Below are 16,145 nucleotides of genomic sequence, written 5' to 3'. Positions count from 1 at the left end.
CGTCACGCGTCGAAGGGCGGGTGCTCCTCAAGTCCGGTGAGCGCCCGTTGCCCGGCGGCGATGTACTCCGGCCGTCCCTGCGTCTGGCCGAAGGCGATGTCGGCCACCGCGCGGCAGGCGGCGAACCACCGCGCCCGCGTGAGGATGGCGGGACTGATCGCGCCATACGTCTCCAGCGCGGCGGTCAGCATGGGCGCTCCGCCCCAGTGGAGCAGTCCGGCGAAATCCCTCGCGGGGTCTCCGACGCACGCATCGCTCCAGTCGATGACCCCCGTGGGAGCGCCGTGGGCATCGACCAGGACATGCTCCGCGGCGAAGTCGCCGTGGACCAGCCGGGGCGCGCCGCGTCCCTCCGTGGGACGCACCCTGAGCCGCTGCTCCCAATCCGCCGCCCGGTGCCGTTCCACATGGCCGTGTTCGACGGCGAGCCGCAAATCGTCCACGGCGGCGGCCGACCACGCTTCGAGTTCCGGGTCGTCGTCCGCCGGCACGCCGAGCGCATCGGCTTCGGCGGGGTCGAGCGCATGGAGCGCTCCCAGGAAGGCGCCGAGCCTGCGGCCGAGGTCCGACAGGTCCAGCCGCTCAGGCTCGACGAGGAGCGCGGGTGTCCCTGGGAGCTTCTCGTAGCCCGCGAAGCCCGCAGCGAGGTCGGCGGCAGGGTGCGCGAGGAAACGGTAGTCGGGGACCGGCAGGGGAAGCCGGGGTTCGAGCCACGCCAGCAGGCGCGCCTCCCACTTCAGGTGCTCGGCGGCTTCGTTGCTCTTGGGGAAGCGGAAGACGTAGCGTCCCTCCACCTCGAAGGCTTGATGGTCCGTGCCTTCCCCCAGGCGGACGACCCGTGCCGTCGCGAGTGAGGGAAAGCGCGCGTGGATGCGCTCGGCGGCCTCCGCGTCCGTGAGCGCGGGTGGCTGTTCCGCGTCGTGAGCCATGCCGCGACTCTACTGCTCCGGGGCGCTGGCACGCGACTCGATGCGCCGGCGCTTGCGGCGCAGGTGCTGCTCCGGAAGGAACAGTGTCACCAGCAGCGCCGCGCCGGCGATGAACAGGGCCACGTGGTACACGGCGGAGACGCCGCGAGTGAACGCCATCTTCAGCGCCCGGTCCGCCGCGTCCACCGCCGCCAGTGCCTGCCGCTCGTCTGCGTCCACCTTCGCCCGGGCCTCGGGAGAGGCCGTTGTCTCCGCACGGCGCCGCTCGGCGTCGAACTCCGCGCGCACCCGCGCCTTCACCTCATCCGCGCGGAACACCTGCCCGGTGGGTCCGCCTTCGCCACTGACGCCCGGCGCGGCGCGCGTCACCTCGGCCTTCACGGAGTCCGGGAGCGCCGACGTGGCCTGCGCCATGCGCGCCTCCAGCTCCGAGGACAGCGTGGACGCGAACACCGTCCCCAGCAGCGCCACGCCCAACGTCATGCCCAGCTGCCGGAAGAACGTGGCCGCCGCGGTGCCCACGCCAATCTGGTCCGGCGGCACCGCGTTCTGGATGGCCATCGTGTAGAGCGGAATCGAAGGCCCCAGCCCCAGGCCCACCAGCACCATCTTCGCCGTCACCTCCGCCTGGGTGGAGTCCGGCGTCAGCGTGAAGGCCATGACGGCGAAGCCCGCCATCAGCAGCACCAGCGAGCCCAGCAGCAGCGCCTTGTAGCGACCCACCCTGGACACGAGCTGCCCGCTCAGCACGTTCCCCGCCACCACGCCCAGCGTCAGCGGCATGACCGTCAGCCCCGAGCGCGTCGCCGACAGCCCCACCACGTTCACCATGAACAGCGGGAGGAAGACGACGCCCGACAGGAACGCCCCGCCGACGATGAACACCGCCGCGTTGCCCGCGCTGAAGGCCCGCAGGCGGAACAGCGTCAGGTCGAGCAGCGGCTCGGGCGCGCGCCGCTCCGCCCAGAGGAAGGCCACCAGGCCCACCGCCGACAGCGCGAACAGCCCCAGGATGCGCCACGACGTCCAGGCCCAGTCGCCGCCGTCTGTCTGCCCCAGGCTGAGCGCCAGCAGCAGCGGTACCAGCGCCACCGCGAGCGCGAACGCTCCCACCAAATCCAGTCCGCCTCGGGAGTCACGCTGGGGCTTCAGCCGTGGCATGCGCGACAGCACCAGCGCCAGCGCCACCGCGCCCACGGGCAGGTTGATGAAGAACACCCAGTGCCAGCCCAGGTGGTCGGTGATGAACCCACCGGCCAGCGGCCCCACCACGCTGGACAGGCCGAACATGGCGCCGAAGAGGCCCTGGTACTTGCCGCGCTCACGGGGCTCGAAGAGGTCGGCCACCACCGCCAGCGCGGCGGTGAACAGCGCCGCGCTGCCCAGCCCCTGCACGGCGCGGAAGAGGATGAGCGCCACCGTGGAGCGCGCCACCCCGCACAGGAAGCTGCCCGCGAGGAAGATGAGGATGCCCGCGGCCAACACCGCGCGCCGGCCCAGCAGGTCCGACAGCTTGCCCCACACGGGCACCATCGTCGTCGACGCGACGAAGTACGACGTGGTGAGCCACGGGTAGAGCGAGGCGGGGATTCGCAGGTCGGCCTGGATGGCCGGTCCCGCGGTGGCGACAATCGTCTGGTCCAACGCGGCGAGCAAGAGCCCGAGCACCGCACCCAGCAGGGTGAAGACCTTCTGGGAGCGCGTGAACGCCGGGAAGGCGGGCGGCGCATCGTCGGTGGCGGGAGCGGCGGACGGGGCCATGTGTCGCGGTGGCTCCCGGGACATGGATGGGGTGCCAGGGGGAAGGTGGGGATACTCCTACCAGACGGCCACCGGTGACGCCCCTTTGTGGCCCCGGGTGTTCCCCTGCGGCGGCAAGGTTGTGGCCGTTCTGGCGCCGAGAGGCGGATGCCCCTCGCCAGGCAAGCGTTTCGCGTTCTGTGAAGTGAACGGTCTACGCTCCGGCCGTCCAATCCCAGACGCCGCGAGGGACCGCCCCGACGCCGGTCAGACCGGATGAGCAGCTCCGCCGGGTGAACGGACATCCATGTCGCCGGCCTCCCTTGCCGGTCCGTCCTACCCTGCACGGAGACAGGGGCGGCCACGCGGGTGCATGCCGGGGGTGGGGGCCGGCACGTCCTGGGAGTGGGACACCTACACTGGCGGGCCGAGGACAGCTTCGCGCGGGGGCCCAGACGGATTTCCAGCACACTGGATTTGCACCGAGGGAATGTCGCGTGCAATCACCCGTTCCGAGGCCCGTACCAACCAGCGCGACGTGCAACGCAGCGGAGAGAATCTGACGTGAGCATCCGGGTCGATGTGTGGGAGGGGGCGCGCATCGCGCTGTTCTCGCTCCGTTCCAACCGCCTGCGGACCGTGCTGACGACGGTGGGCATTGGCGTGGGGGTGTGCACGCTGCTGGCCATCGTCGGCATCATCCAGGGCATCAACCGCTCCTTCGAGGACCAGCTTTCGAGCATTGGCGCCAACACGCTCCAAATCTCGAAGTTCCCCTGGACGCTCAACGGCGACTGGTGGTCGTACCGCAACCGCAAGGACCTGAGCGCGGACCTGGTGCCGCCCATCCTCAACGCGTCCGAGCACGTGCTGGCCGCGGCGCCGCTCTTCTTCGAGCGCGTGGAGGGCCGCTTCCTGGACCGCAAAATCGGCTCGGTGCTGCTGGTGGGCACCACGCCGGACTACGCCACGGTGGGCTCGTTCACCCTGGAGCGGGGCCGCTTCCTCACCCACGCGGACGTGGACAACCGGGCGCAGGTGGCCGTCATCGGCGCGGAGCTCGTGCGCTCGCTCTTCCCCGGAGTGAACCCGCTGGGGCAGCGCATCCTCTTCGAGGGCAAGCCCTTCCGCGTGGTGGGAACCCTGGAGGCCAAGGGCACCATCCTGGGAGAGAACCAGGACCTGGTGGTGGTGGTGCCCTCCCGCACCTTCCTGGCGCACTTCGGCAAGAAGCGCTCACCCAACATCGCGGTGGCCCTCACGTCGCCGGAGCATGCGCCAGCGGTGGTGGACAAGCTCACCGCGGTGCTCCGCCGGGAGCGCAACACGCCGCCGGGAGTGCCGGACGACTTCGCCATCAACCGGCCGGACCAGCTGGCCAGCATGTACGCGCAGCTCACCGGGGCGCTCTATGGCGCGGCCATGGGCGTGGGCCTCATCACGCTGCTGGTGGGCGGCATCGGCATCATGAACATCATGTTGGTGTCGGTGCGCGAGCGGACGCGGGAGATTGGCGTCCGGCGGGCGCTGGGGGCCCGCAAGCGCACCATCATCCTCCAGTTCCTGATGGAGGCCTCCTGCGTGTCCGCCCTGGGCGGCACCCTGGGGACGGTGGTGGGCCTGGGACTGGCGCGCATCGTGTCCTTGATTACGCCGCTGGCGGCGGCGGTGGAGCCGCTGACGGTGGTGGCGGGCGTGGGGTTCGCGGCGATGGTGGGGCTGCTGTTCGGCATCTGGCCGGCGGCGCGGGCGGCGAACCTGGACCCGGTGGAAGCGCTTCGCCACGAGTGACGGACGGGAGACGGCGGCGATGATGGCAATCTGGGACACCCTGCGGCTGGCGTTCGGAACGTTCCGTTCCAACCTGCTGCGCTCCTTCCTGACGCTGCTGGGCATCGTCATTGGCGCCACCACGGTGGTGTCGATGATGGGGCTCATCGAGGGCCTGCGCATCCAGGTGAACGAGAGCATGTCCGAGCTGGGCTCCGACTGCTTCCAGGTGCAGCGGCTGCCCTTCGGCGGAAACCTGTCCCTGGCGGAGCTGGCGCGGCGGCCCCGGCTGAACGAGGGCGACCTGGAGGCCATCCGGTTGCAGCCGTCGGTGCTGCTGGCGGCGGCGGAGGACTCCAAGGGTGGACAGAAGGTGTCCACGCCGCAGCGCGAGTCGCGCCCCAATGTGACCATCTGGGCCGGCACGCCGGAGTACTTCCAGACGAACTCGGTGGTGGTGGAGTTCGGGCGGCCCTTCACGGACGCGGAGTACCTGGATGGCCGCCGCGTGGCGGTGATTGGCCAGGACCTGGCGGACACGTTGTTCCCGGGCGTGCAGCCCCTGGGGCAGAACATCCGCATCCTGGGGCGCAGCTTCCAGGTGATTGGCACGCTGAAGCGCCGCGGCAGCTTCATGGGCGGAGGCAGCCAGGACAACCAGGTGATGATGCCGCTGTCCGTCTACAAGGCGCTGTTCGGGGTGCGCAACTACCGGGTGAGCGTCCAGGCCCAGTCGGCGGAGGTGCTCCAGCGCGCGCAGGACGAGGTGACGCTGCTGATGCGGCGGCGCCACAACCTGAAGCCGCTGGAGGAGGATGACTTCTTCGTGTTCTCCAACGAGAGCGCCACGGAGATGTTCAACAACATCTCGAAGGTGATTTCCGCGGCCAGCTTCGGCGTGTGCATGCTGTCGCTGCTGGTGGGCGGCATCGGCATCCTGAACATCATGCTGGTGGCGGTGACGGAGCGCACCCGGGAGATTGGCATCCGCAAGGCGCTGGGCGCGAAGAAGCGCCGCATCCTCGCGCAGTTCGCCATCGAGGCGGTGGTGCTGTCGCTGGTGGGTGGCGCGTTGGGCGTGGGCCTGGGCATGGGCCTGGCGCAGCTGGCGAAGTGGATGGTGGGGCTGCCCGCGCAGGTGCCGGCCTGGGCGGTGATGCTGTCGCTGGCCATGAGCAGCGGCGTGGGCCTGCTGTTCGGCATCTACCCGGCCGCGCGCGCCGCGAAGCTGGACCCCGTGGAGGCCATGCGGACGGACTGACGCCACGTCAGTGCCGCAGGGTGGCTGGGAATGAAACGGGGCCTCCTCCGCGCGGTGCGGAAGAGGCCCCAGGTGTTTCAGCACGTGTGTCCGGGGATTACGGACACGGGGTGCCGCAAATCAACTCACCGGTGATGGGGTGCTTGTAGCAGGGCGGCTGGCAGTCATCGGCGACGGCCGTGGCCGGCGTCATGGTGATTCCCAGGCCCAGCACGGCGGCGGCGGTGAGGACGACGGCGATACGGAGGTGCTTGCGAGCAGTCATTGCGGTCTCTCCAACAGCGGTGTCCGTACAGCGCGGCGGAGTGTGGAGCCCGGGTCTGACAATCACAATGCCCCGCATGTCACACGCACTGCGTCTGAGACTGCAAGGACTTGGGCGGTGCACAACGCGTGCGTGTGGAAACAGACGCAGCAGAACTATCGCGTGTGTCCGTCTGGGCGAGGTCCGCCGCCTGCCCATTGATAGCCCAACGTCGCGCCCACGCCGATGAATCCCAGGCCGACGAGCTGACGGCTGCTCTTCAAGCGGGCGCTGGGCTTGGACAGCTTCACCAGGGCTTCGTGGACGATGACGCCCAGCAGCGTGCCCAGGACCGCGCCGCCGAGCGCGCCCAGGTAGGCGCGGCCCGGATGGTGACTCTCGCCAAAGGCGAGCTCGCCCAGGCCCCACGTTCCGAGCGCCGTCAGCGGCGGTGTCAGCAGGAAGCCGCCGCCGAAGGCCACGGTCTCCAGCTCCATCCACCGCCCCGGGCTGGGCGCCGCGGGACGGAAGAAGAGGAGCCGCGAGGGGATGGCGCCCAGGAGCATTCCCGCCGCCGTCTCCGCCGCGGTGGCACCCACGCGCGTGTCCCCGCCCACGCGGCTGGCGCCCCAGACGCCGGCTGCGGGAAGCAACGCGAGCCCGCCGTGCGCCACCCATGCGCCCTTGGGGAGCGGGATGTCCTCCGGCTCGATGTACGTGGGCACGGCGGCTCTTTCCGGTGACGGAGCGTCGGGCGTGTCCAGGTACCTGGCGCGTGCTTCAGAAGGTGGCGTGTCGCGCAGCGGTGCGTCCGCGTCCGCCGCGTGACTCACGGCGGACAGCAGGCAGCCCAGCAGCAGCGTGCACGCGGTGATGGGGCGTCGGTGTGAGGGCACGTTGGGCATGGCGACACGCGGTGTGTCCCGAAGGTGCGCACGCGGGGCGGTGGCTTCCACCCTCACGGTGGAGATGTGCCCGCCGCGCGTCTCGGGGTGTCTTGCGTGCGACATCGGCAGGTGCGCCGCGGGCCATGGGCGCTTAGTTTCCGGCGGTGAAGCTCGCCTGGCTCGTGCCCGTGGTGTTGATTGCCGCCGGGTGTCCCGCTCCCAATCACCGGCATGACCTGCGCCTGCGCGCGTTGCCGGGGAGCAGCCCGGAGGCGCGCTCGCTCGCGTTCTTCCAGTCATTGGGCGTGGCGCTGGTGCCAGGGCACCGCGTGGAGTTGGTGGAGAACGGCTTCATCTTCGACGCCATCGAGGAGGAGATTCTCGCCGCGCGCACCAGCATCCACATCACCAGCTACATCTGGCGGCCCGGTGAGCCGTCGGACCGGCTGGTGCGGGCGCTGGCGGCGCGGCGGCCCGGGGTGGCGTGCCGCGTGCTCGTGGACCCATTGGGCAGCGTCAACTTCGAGGCGGTGATTCCCGCGCTGGCGGCCAGCGGCTGTGACGCGCGCTACTTCCGGCCCATCCAAGGCGACTTCGTGGCCCTGGACGCGGTCCGCCTCCGGGCGCGGAACCACCGGAAGATGGTGGTGCGGGATGGCGAGGTGGGCATCACCGGCGGCTGGGGCATCTGGAAGAGCTGGATGGGCAATGCGCAGGGCGCGGATTATTGGCGCGACATGAACATCCGCGTGGAGGGCCCGGCTGTGCGGGAGATGCAGGTCGCCTTCGCGCAGAACTGGCAGGAGGCGGGTGGAGACTTCCTGCCGGCGACGGACTTCCCGGAGCCTCGCTACGCGGGGGATGCGCGCGCGGGCTTCGTGGCCAGCACGGACAACCGCTTCCTGTCGGACGCGCGGCGGATGACGCTGCTCACCATCGCGGCGGCGAAGGAGCGGCTCTGGATTGCGAACTCCTACTTCATTCCCTCCGACGCCATCAGTGACATGTTGCTGGAGAAGGTGAAGCAAGGCGTGGACGTGCGGGTGCTGGTGCCCGGGCGGCACCATGACGTGGGGCCCGTGCACGCGGCGCAGCGGGCGTCCTATGCGCGCTTGCTGGAGGGCGGCGTGCGCATCTGGGAGTACGAGCTGTCGATGATGCATTCCAAGACGATGCTCGTGGATGACTCCCTGTCCGTCGTGGGCTCCACCAACATGGACCCGCTGGCGTTGACGACGCTGGAGGAGTGCTCGGTGGTGGTGGAGGACCCGACGCTGGCGGCGCAGCTCGCCGCATCTTTTGAGAAAGATTTACGCCACTCGCGAGAAATCCACTGGAGCGGGTGGAAGCGGCGCGGGCTCTTGCAGAAGCTGGGCGAGCGGCTGCCGTGGTTCATCGGCAACTATCTCTGACGCGGCAGTGCAGGGGCAGATGATAGAAACCGGGCATGGCTCGTGCCCGTCTAACATCGCCCCGTTGCCCTCGCTGTCATGCGCCCATCGTCCTCGAGGAAGGCCGGGTGCTCTACACCTGTGGCTACTGCAATGCCTCCATCGACACGCAGGGCGAGAAGGCGCCGCGTCCCGAGTACCAGGCGCCGGCCGTGACGGGGGCGGGCGGGAACACGGGCGGCCTGTTGGTGGGAGGCATCCTGTCGGTCTGTTTCACGGCGGGGCTCGTGGCCTTTTACAGCTTCAACTCCGCTACGTCGTCCACCGACGGGCCCACCCCCACGAGCGTCCCGGGGCCGTCTCCTGTCGTCGCTGCGCCGCCACCCGTGGCGGAGAAGAAGGCGAAGTTCCAATGGAACTCCCAGGGTGTTCCCCTCGCCGTGGACCTCAACGGCGACGGAACGGACGACATCATCGGCCGTATCCGTCGCCACAGTTCCGTTCCCGGAAAGACGGAGACGCGCGACCAGGTTGCCGCGTTCGATGGGAAGTCGTTCGAGCTGCTCTGGGAAGCGGACCTCGAGGGGACGGCCTCGGACTTGTCCGGCGCGGTGCACGTTGTTCACCAGGGTGACCGCGTGGTGATGAGTGAGCCGGGCGCGGTGCACCTCCTCGAGCCGAAGACGGGCAAGCCGCTCGGGCGGGTGGCGCTCTCGGACAAGCCCAACAGTCTCTGCATCCCGAAGGGCGACACCGAGTCCGTCTGGGTCGAGGTGGTGGATGGGCAGAACCTCTCGTTCAACACGAAGACGGCGACCGCCCGGCCCGCCATCGAGCCTCCGCCCGCCTGCGCGCCGGTCAAATGGAACCACCAGCTCTGTTTCGTTCCGGTGTTCAGGAAGAGTCCCGTCCCTTGTGAGCGCCCGCGCAACCTTCCCGCCGTTCCGGGATTCCGGGCGGAGCACGTCTACAAGCTCGAGGACCTGGACGTCGCGATGGGTGAACGGAGCCCTGGGAGCCGGGTGCCCATGGTGGCGGTGTTCCGGCGGGGCGAGAAGGCCGCGCTGTGGACGGAGAACGTCGCGGACATGGACCCCAGGAACGTGAAGGAGTCCACGGTGGACGTCGTCGACTTCTCCGAGGGCGCGCTCTTCATGGTCTACGCGTTGAAGGAGGGCGGGGAGCAGCTCGTTCGTAGGGACCTGCTGACGGGGCGCGTGGGGTGGGACGTCCCCATCCCCAACTCCAAGAGCGGCTCGGGGGTGTCCCAGATCAAGGAGCACGGCGGGCGCGTCTATGTCCCTCATTGGGTGTGGCTGGATGTCTTCGACGCGAAGACGGGCAACCTGATTGGCACCCTGGGCACGTGGTGACGCCGACGCAGTGTCGGCCTGCTCGCAGACATGAGCGGGGCTGGCCGGGGTGAAATCGCGCGGGCGCGCGGCCGGTCGTAGAGTTCCGGGCCATGGACACCCGGCATGTCGTAGAGCGGGCCCTCGTTCGCGAGGCGCGGCCCGAGGATGACGCGGTGGTGGGGGAGTTGTTGGTGGAGGCCTTCCTCACCCAGTACGCGAAGAAGCTCCCGGAAGTCGTCTATGGCGACGAGCGCAAGCGCGAGCTGCGGGACGTCGCGTCCCGGCGCAAGGTGGCCACCGTGCTGGTCGCCGAGGTGGACGGGCAGGTGGTGGGCACCGTCGCGCTCTTCAAGCCCGGCGCCCCCGGCTCCGAGGCCTGGCTGCCCAACGCGGCCGACCTGCGCGGCCTGGCCACCGCCGTGAGCCACCATGGCACCGGGCTGGCCCAGCCCCTCCTGGACGCCGCCGAGGCCCGGGCTCGCGAGTGGGGCGTGGACGCCGTGTGCCTCCACGTCCGCAGGGGCGCGGAGGGCGTGGGGCGCATGTACCAGCGGCGCGGCTTCGTGCGCGAACCCGTGGGCGACCTGGACCTGCCCACGGTGTTCCTCGAAGGCTACGTGCTGCGCTTCAAGAAGGACTGACTTCAGCCGCGCAGCGGCAGGGTGAAGGCGAGCTGGAAGCGCGTGCCCGCGTGCTCCGGGCGGACGGTGGCGGTGACGTGCACGCCGCGGCCGTTGTCCGTGGCCACCAACTGGCCGCGCAGCTGCCCGTTCTCCGTGGCGCCCCGGAAGAGGAACACCTCCGCGGCCTGCGAGAAGATGGCGTCCACGTCGTCGCCGCCGGTGCCCGCGGGCAGCTGGTCCCGCACCCAGGTGGCGAAGCGCACGATGCGCCCGGTGAGCAGCTGCGCGGGCAGCGGCACCGCGTAGCCTCCGCCGAACACCATGGGCGCGGCGGCCAGCAGCACCGCGTCCGCGTTGCGCCCGCTGCCCAGGCCCAGGATGCCGCGCTCCTCCAGCCGCGCCTGCGCCCGGATGGGGAGGAAGTGCTCGGTGGGAATGCTCAGCCCGGTATCGCGGCCGGTGGGCAGCTCCCACATGGCCGGCGCTTTCAGGCCGCCCTGCTGACCCATGATGCGCGCGAAGGCGCTGGTGTCCCGGAAGCTGGCCGCCAGCATCGCCGCCACCGCCAGCGCGGGGCTGGTGAAGCTCACGCGCCGGGCCGCGCCGCGACCCTCGCTGGCCACCACCGCGCGGTTGATGACGGCGCACAGCCAGCGCGCGGACTCGTCCTGGCGCAGCTCCGTCCAGGCCTCGGAGACGTGCTCGCGCTCCTCCTCCAGCGCCACGGCCAGCTCCGCCTGCGCCACGCCCAGGAGCGCCGCGGACACGGCGGCCACCACGGGGAGCTGCGCGCGCTCGCCCATGGCCGCGAGCTTGCCCAGGAGGGCGACGTCGTCGGTGGCATCCACGATGAAGACGGCGTCAGGGCGTTCGAAGGGCTCGGCGCCCAGCGCGCCCTGCACGGCGTCCAGCAGCCCGGCGCGCGCCACGTCCAGCACCTCCACGGAGATGCCCGAGGACGCGGGCACCTGGTCCAGCAGCCACTTGAGGCCGCGCCACGCGGACTCCAGGTGGGCCACGGGCTCGGCGCCGAGCAGGTCCTTCGCCGTGAGGAGCAGCGCTTCCTCCACCAAATCCCGGGCCGTCTGCCGGGTGGCGGCCTCCGGTGTGACGACGGGCGCGGGCGTGGCGGGCGCGCGCGGATTGATGGCGCGCAGGAAGGCATCCACCGCGCGAGACGCGGCGGCGGGCGTGCTCGCGTCGGCGCGGCTGAGGAGCGTCTCCACCAGGTCCTCGCCGGATTCGGTGGGCGCGGCAGGCGCGGTGGGGGCGGGCGGCGTGGAGGCCGCGCGCAGGGCCTGGGCCACCGCGTCCGGCAGGCGGCCCGGGCCGGTGACGGTGGCCACGCGTGTGGCGGCCTCGTCGGGCGTCAGCGTGCGCAGCGGGTCGGACGTGGACAGTGATTCATGCAGGTGCTGCAGGGCGCGCAGCTCCGGGACGCGGGTGATGACGTCCGCGTAGCTGAAGGCGCGCAGCCGGTCGAAGGACAGCTCGACGGTGCGTGCGTCACCCGCGCCCAGCCGGTCCGCCACGGTGACGCGGAGCCCACTGGCGGCGCGCGCGAGCTCATCCCCGAAGGTGTTCACCGTGAGCGGGAAGCGCCGACCCGAGGGAGACGGGGAGAAGGCACCCACCACCAGCCAGCGCACGCGCGCGCTTTCGGCACTGCTTCCGTTCTGGCTCATGTCCCGCATCCCCTCCACGACGAGAAGGCCGCTACGTTAGCGCGCCAGCATGTCGGCACGGCTGCCGGACGGAGCCTGGTGACTGCGACCACCGCCCTGACGGCAGTCACCAGGGGCCAGGGCCTCACGGCGCGCGGGCGCTCCAGGGACTCAAGCGAAATCAGGGACTTGGCGGGTGCGCGAGGGTTCCCGACGGTTGACACACCTGCTGCTACTGGTGCGTGGGGCCCCTACAGCAGCCCTCCAACCCCTCCCCGAAGGAACTTCCCCATGCGCTTCTCTCCTCTCAGCGGCTCCGCCTCTTCCGCCGTCCGCTCTCCGGCTCAGGATGCCTTCCGTCTCCCGGCCTTCCGCGTCGCTGTCGGGTCCCTGGGGGCCTCGGCCCGGAAGCCGTCGCTGGGGCGCATCGGGATGCAGCAGGCTGGCTTCGACCTGGGAGGCAACCTGCCTCCGGCGCTCGAGTCCGCGGCGGCAAAGACAGGCGTGCCGGTGGAGATGCTGGCCGCGCAGGTGTCGGCGGAGTCGCGCGGCGTCCCAACTTCCCGGGCCGCCCGTCCTCCGGGCGCCAGAAAAGCAGCTCTTCCGATGCTGCGTCGTCAATGCCGCGAATGAGCCTCGTGTGGCCACCAGGATGAAGTGCGGGGCCAGGTGGCTCAAGGGGCGTGCCCGCGTGCACGCACCTGCTTCGCGGTTACCTTCGGGCTGGTAGTTCTTTGAAGGTGATGCCGTCGAGCTTCTGCCGCTGCGCAGCCTCCATGAACCGTTCGGTGCCAATGACCATGGTCGCGAAGTTGCCGATACGGAACAGGTCGACTCCCGAGGGGAGCGACGCGGCATCCAGAATGGGCGCTTCCGGGCGTGTGAATCCATGCCGACCACACGTCCCGCACGGAGGTGGTACCTCGGGGGGAACGCAGTCGGGATGCAGGCGGCCACGCGGTTCTATCTGGAGCTCCAGGAACGTGGGTGGAGTCTTCCGGCGGAACGTCAGCTCTGTCCGGCAGCTCACCAGACCTTCCACCCCTTCCGCCTGAAGGCGCGACAGCACGTCGGGGTGGACCAGCAGCAGTAGTTGCTCGACCCAGGCGACGGGGCCGAAACGGCCCGTGGCCTTGCCTGTCAATGGGCCGAAGCCTGTCCCAGGGGGCAGGGTGGCATGCGGAGGTGCCAGAGGGCGCACCAGCTCTCGGAGGCGGGCGAATTCGGAGAAGGGCTCGGGGCGGGCCCGCTCGAACAGCGCTCGCTCTGGGAGGTGCGACATGTCAACGCAGGGGTACGCGTGCCCGACGTCACTCCAGGTGGCGCTGCACGTGGGGCAGTGCACTCCTGGGAGGCTCCACTTGTGCCACGCATCAATATAGCCGCCCTGGTTCGACGCGGCCGCCGCATCCTCACCTAGCCAGAAGAACCGTGTCATCGGGGCGTCGAAGTCCTCATGTTCCAGGCTGGGAGTAGTACGACTGGATGGGACCGCCCAGAAGCTGGAAGCGAAAGATGAGTTCCCCTGCGTGCCGATAGATTTCCTCAGGTGTCGCCCGGGGATGGGTCAGCATGAAGTCGCGCCATGCCTGATTCCAGGCGCCACCCCTGCCATCGCCGCCGTGTATCTTCCGATGGAGGTCGCGAGGGATTGGAAGGGTGTAGTTGTGAATCTTGACGCCTTGCCGCTCGAACCACCGCGCGAGGAGCTCCGCCTGCGGGAAGATGTGGTGCTTCTCGAAGCGGCCGGCTGGAAGTTGGTGTGAGGGCGGGATGGCGCGCTCACGAACCCCATTCCAGTTCGGAAAGACCATGACGGGCGCCGTGCCGTTCGAGCGCTTCGTATCGCGTCCCCAGTTCCGGCGGGGGCCGCTGCCTGGCGCGGCGGCAACTGGAGGGCGTGCGGGAGGGAAGCGCACCTGCTGGACTTCAGGAGCAACGTCTTCACAGAAGTAGAGCCCGCACACGTCGGGGGTGCACTGGACCACGACACATGGAGCGTCGTCGGGGGGGCGACACTCCTCCGGGCCTTTGCCCGGTCCTCTCCGGCGTTCGTCATGCGCAACGGTCGAACAGCCCATCAGGGACACGGCCAGCAGGAGCCAGAGCGCATGGGGGCGTCGCACAGTCATGGAACCCTAGCCGACGGAAGACCCAGGCGTGCACGCCCCCCGCTCCGCGGTTACCTTCGGGCCGCCATGTCCCTTCGCAAGGATTACATCGAGCGGCTCATCGAGGAGTTCGCCGCCGCGCTGGCCCGCATCATCAAGGCGCGTCGGGAGAAGAAGCTCGCGGACGCCCAGCGCCTCATCCAGGAGACGGCGCTGTCCACGCTGGGCATGGAGTACGCCGCGCTGCTGATGGCGGACCCGGTGTCCACCGCGCGACTGCTGGGCTCCCCCACGCGCGTGAAGGTGCTCGCGCGTCTGGTCGCCGAGGACGGAGAGTTGATCGCCGAGCAGGGCGACACCTCCACGGCCACTTCCCGCATTCACTACGCGCTCGCGCTGTACGACGAAGTCCAGGCCCTGGGCCTCCCGCCGGATGCCGATGACACGGCCACCATCGCCCGGCTGCGCGGCCTGCTGGCGGCGCCTGACGCCCGCTGAACGCAATCCCTCGCACCCGTCCGAGAGATGGGTCTGCTACCTGACAGAGTGAGCGCCGGGATGTCTTCCATTGGGCGTGTCTGAAGGCACCCTCGGGGACCCCGGGGTTGCATGTCAGTCCATTCCCCTGGTTACAATGGCAGGCCATTTCTTCACGCCAGACACCTGGGGGGTGTGCGTGTCCTTCATCCAGCTTCCGCGGAGCGTCGTCTCGTGCCGTAACCTCGTTGGAGGAAGCTGGCAGGTGCCGCCCGGTGCGGCGCACCTCGATGTCCGGAGCCCATATACGGGCACCGTCATTGGCAGGGTTCCCCTGACGCCCGCCTCCGGAGTCGCCCAGGCGGTGGAGGCCGCGAAGGCGGCGGCGGCGTCCTGGAAGGACACTCCGCTGCGGGAGCGCACGCAGTACCTGTACCGCTTCCGCCAGTTCCTCGAGCGCGACCTGGACGCCCTGGCCCAGCTGGCCGCCAGCGAGGCGGGGAAGACGGTGGCGGAGGCCCGCGCGGGCCTGCTCAAGGGCATGGAGGTCTGCGACTTCGCGCTGTCCCTCCAGAACCTCGACACGGGCGCGCACCTGGAGGTCAGCCGCGGCATCTCCTGTGAGTACCGCCGCGAGCCGCTGGGCGTCGTCGCCGGAATCACTCCGTTCAACTTCCCGGCCATGGTGCCGATGTGGATGTTCCCCATCGCCGTCACGCTGGGAAACGCCTTCATCCTCAAGCCGTCGGAGAAGGTGCCGCTGACCGCGTGCGCGCTGGGCGAGCTCATGTGTGAGGCCGGCTACCCCGCGGGTGTCTTCTCCGTCGTGCACGGCGGCAAGGAGGCGGTGGACGCGCTGGTGGCGCACCCGGACGTGCAGGCAGTGGGCTTCGTCGGCTCGTCCGCGGTGGCGCGCCACCTGTACGCGGAGGGCTGCAAGCGCGGCAAGCGCGTGCTGGCGCTGGGCAGCGCGAAGAACCACCTCATCGTCGTGCCGGACGCGGACCCGGAGTTGACGCCGCAGGCGGTGGTGGACTCGTTCACCGGCTGCGCGGGCCAGCGCTGCATGGCGGCCAGCGTGCTGCTCGCGGTGGGCAACGTGGAGTCCATTCTCCAGGAAGTCGTCCGCCGCGCGGCGAAGCTGGAGTTGGGCCCCGGCATGGGCGCGCTCATCGACCGGGGCTCGCTGGACCGCTTGGAGACGGCCATTGCCCGCGCGGAGGCCGAGGGCGCGCGGGTGCTGCTGGACGGCCGTGGCCACAAGCCGCAGGGCGAGCCGTGGTCTGGCGGAAACTGGCTGGGCCCCACGCTGCTGGACGGCGTGCGTCCGGAGATGGAGGCCGCGCGGCGCGAGCTGTTCGGCCCGGTGCTCTCCATCGTCCGGGTGCCCACGCTGTCCGCGGCGCTGGCGGTGGAGAACGCGTCGCCTTATGGCAACGCGGCGTCCATCTTCACCACGAACGGTGGGGTGGCGCAGACGGTGGTGGAGGGCGTGCGCGCCGGCATGGTGGGCGTCAACGTGGGCGTCCCTGTCCCGCGTGAGCCGTTCTCCTTCGGTGGCACGGGCGATTCGCGCTTCGGGCACGGGGACATCACCGGGCCGTCCAGCCTCGACTTCTGGACGCAGGTGAAGAAGGTCACCCGCAAGTGGTCGGCCCGGACCGACGGCTCGTGGATGAGCTGAAGCGCGCCC

General features: G+C 70.2%; 15 protein-coding genes. 8 read left to right on the top strand and 7 right to left on the bottom strand.

Annotation, left to right across the window (positions count from 1 at the left end):
• Window positions 1-2 precede the first annotated feature (2 nt).
• Both BLU09_RS19525 and BLU09_RS19520 read right to left on the bottom strand, forming a co-directional pair.
• Complete coding sequence (locus BLU09_RS19525; RefSeq protein ID WP_090491062.1) at window positions 3-929, bottom strand: phosphotransferase family protein; 927 nt, start codon at window positions 927-929, stop codon at window positions 3-5.
• Between the two features lie 9 nt (window positions 930-938).
• Window positions 939-2,690, bottom strand: a complete 1,752-nt coding sequence (locus tag BLU09_RS19520) for an MDR family MFS transporter (RefSeq protein ID WP_090491061.1) — start codon at window positions 2,688-2,690, stop codon at window positions 939-941.
• Window positions 2,691-3,233: 543 nt separating this feature from the next.
• On the opposite strand from BLU09_RS19520, the gene BLU09_RS19515 reads away from it, so the two are divergent.
• Both BLU09_RS19515 and BLU09_RS19510 read left to right on the top strand, forming a co-directional pair.
• Entirely contained in the window at window positions 3,234-4,460 is a 1,227-nt protein-coding gene (locus tag BLU09_RS19515; RefSeq protein ID WP_090491060.1) for an ABC transporter permease, read from the top strand.
• Window positions 4,461-4,479: 19 nt separating this feature from the next.
• Window positions 4,480-5,700 carry an ABC transporter permease gene (locus tag BLU09_RS19510; RefSeq protein ID WP_090491059.1) on the top strand — a complete coding sequence of 407 codons (1,221 nt, stop codon included), beginning with the start codon at window positions 4,480-4,482 and terminating at the stop codon, window positions 5,698-5,700.
• 97 nt (window positions 5,701-5,797) lie between these two features.
• Here BLU09_RS19510 and BLU09_RS38810 read toward each other — a convergent pair whose 3' ends face one another.
• Both BLU09_RS38810 and BLU09_RS19505 read right to left on the bottom strand, forming a co-directional pair.
• On the bottom strand, window positions 5,798-5,965 hold the full coding sequence (locus tag BLU09_RS38810) for a hypothetical protein (RefSeq protein WP_167371117.1): 168 nt from the start codon (window positions 5,963-5,965) through the stop codon (window positions 5,798-5,800).
• 155 nt (window positions 5,966-6,120) lie between these two features.
• Window positions 6,121-6,849, bottom strand: coding sequence for a hypothetical protein (locus BLU09_RS19505; protein WP_244171862.1), 729 nt, complete (start codon window positions 6,847-6,849; stop codon window positions 6,121-6,123).
• Window positions 6,850-6,995: 146 nt separating this feature from the next.
• On the opposite strand from BLU09_RS19505, the gene BLU09_RS19500 reads away from it, so the two are divergent.
• The 3 genes from BLU09_RS19500 (at window position 6,996) to BLU09_RS19490 (ending at window position 10,218) form a co-directional block, all read left to right on the top strand.
• Window positions 6,996-8,243 carry a phospholipase D-like domain-containing protein gene (locus tag BLU09_RS19500; protein WP_090491057.1) on the top strand — a complete coding sequence of 416 codons (1,248 nt, stop codon included), beginning with the start codon at window positions 6,996-6,998 and terminating at the stop codon, window positions 8,241-8,243.
• A gap of 107 nt (window positions 8,244-8,350) precedes the next feature.
• A complete protein-coding gene (locus BLU09_RS19495) occupies window positions 8,351-9,595 on the top strand; it encodes an outer membrane protein assembly factor BamB family protein (RefSeq protein WP_244171861.1) in 1,245 nt (414 codons plus the stop codon).
• Window positions 9,596-9,687: 92 nt separating this feature from the next.
• Window positions 9,688-10,218: a GNAT family N-acetyltransferase gene (locus tag BLU09_RS19490; RefSeq protein WP_090491055.1), complete on the top strand. Its 531-nt coding sequence runs from the start codon at window positions 9,688-9,690 to the stop codon at window positions 10,216-10,218.
• A gap of 2 nt (window positions 10,219-10,220) precedes the next feature.
• Here BLU09_RS19490 and BLU09_RS19485 read toward each other — a convergent pair whose 3' ends face one another.
• Window positions 10,221-11,885, bottom strand: a complete 1,665-nt coding sequence (locus BLU09_RS19485) for a type VI secretion system contractile sheath domain-containing protein (RefSeq protein ID WP_244171860.1) — start codon at window positions 11,883-11,885, stop codon at window positions 10,221-10,223.
• Between the two features lie 270 nt (window positions 11,886-12,155).
• Between BLU09_RS19485 and BLU09_RS39435 the strand changes: the two genes are divergently transcribed.
• The gene (locus tag BLU09_RS39435; RefSeq protein ID WP_244171859.1) at window positions 12,156-12,497 is read left to right on the top strand and encodes a hypothetical protein; all 342 of its coding nucleotides are present in this window, start codon (window positions 12,156-12,158) and stop codon (window positions 12,495-12,497) included.
• 79 nt (window positions 12,498-12,576) lie between these two features.
• On the opposite strand, the gene sitI6 is transcribed toward BLU09_RS39435, so the two are convergent.
• Both sitI6 and sitA6 read right to left on the bottom strand, forming a co-directional pair.
• Complete coding sequence (sitI6, locus tag BLU09_RS19480; protein ID WP_090491053.1) at window positions 12,577-13,302, bottom strand: SitI6 family double-CXXCG motif immunity protein; 726 nt, start codon at window positions 13,300-13,302, stop codon at window positions 12,577-12,579.
• 16 nt (window positions 13,303-13,318) lie between these two features.
• Complete coding sequence (gene sitA6 / locus BLU09_RS19475) at window positions 13,319-13,996, bottom strand: SitA6 family polymorphic toxin lipoprotein (protein ID WP_090491052.1); 678 nt, start codon at window positions 13,994-13,996, stop codon at window positions 13,319-13,321.
• A gap of 66 nt (window positions 13,997-14,062) precedes the next feature.
• Between sitA6 and BLU09_RS19470 the strand changes: the two genes are divergently transcribed.
• On the top strand, window positions 14,063-14,473 hold the full coding sequence (locus BLU09_RS19470) for a hypothetical protein (protein WP_090491051.1): 411 nt from the start codon (window positions 14,063-14,065) through the stop codon (window positions 14,471-14,473).
• A 136-nt stretch (window positions 14,474-14,609) separates the two neighbouring features.
• On the top strand, window positions 14,610-16,136 hold the full coding sequence (locus BLU09_RS19465; RefSeq protein WP_090491050.1) for a CoA-acylating methylmalonate-semialdehyde dehydrogenase: 1,527 nt from the start codon (window positions 14,610-14,612) through the stop codon (window positions 16,134-16,136).
• The last annotated feature ends 9 nt before the right edge of the window (window positions 16,137-16,145 follow it).

This window comes from Myxococcus virescens, from assembly GCF_900101905.1.
Taxonomy (GTDB): domain Bacteria; phylum Myxococcota; class Myxococcia; order Myxococcales; family Myxococcaceae; genus Myxococcus; species Myxococcus virescens.
The sequence above is the reverse complement of the archived record's forward strand: the minus strand, read 5'-3'. Positions and strand labels throughout refer to the sequence as shown.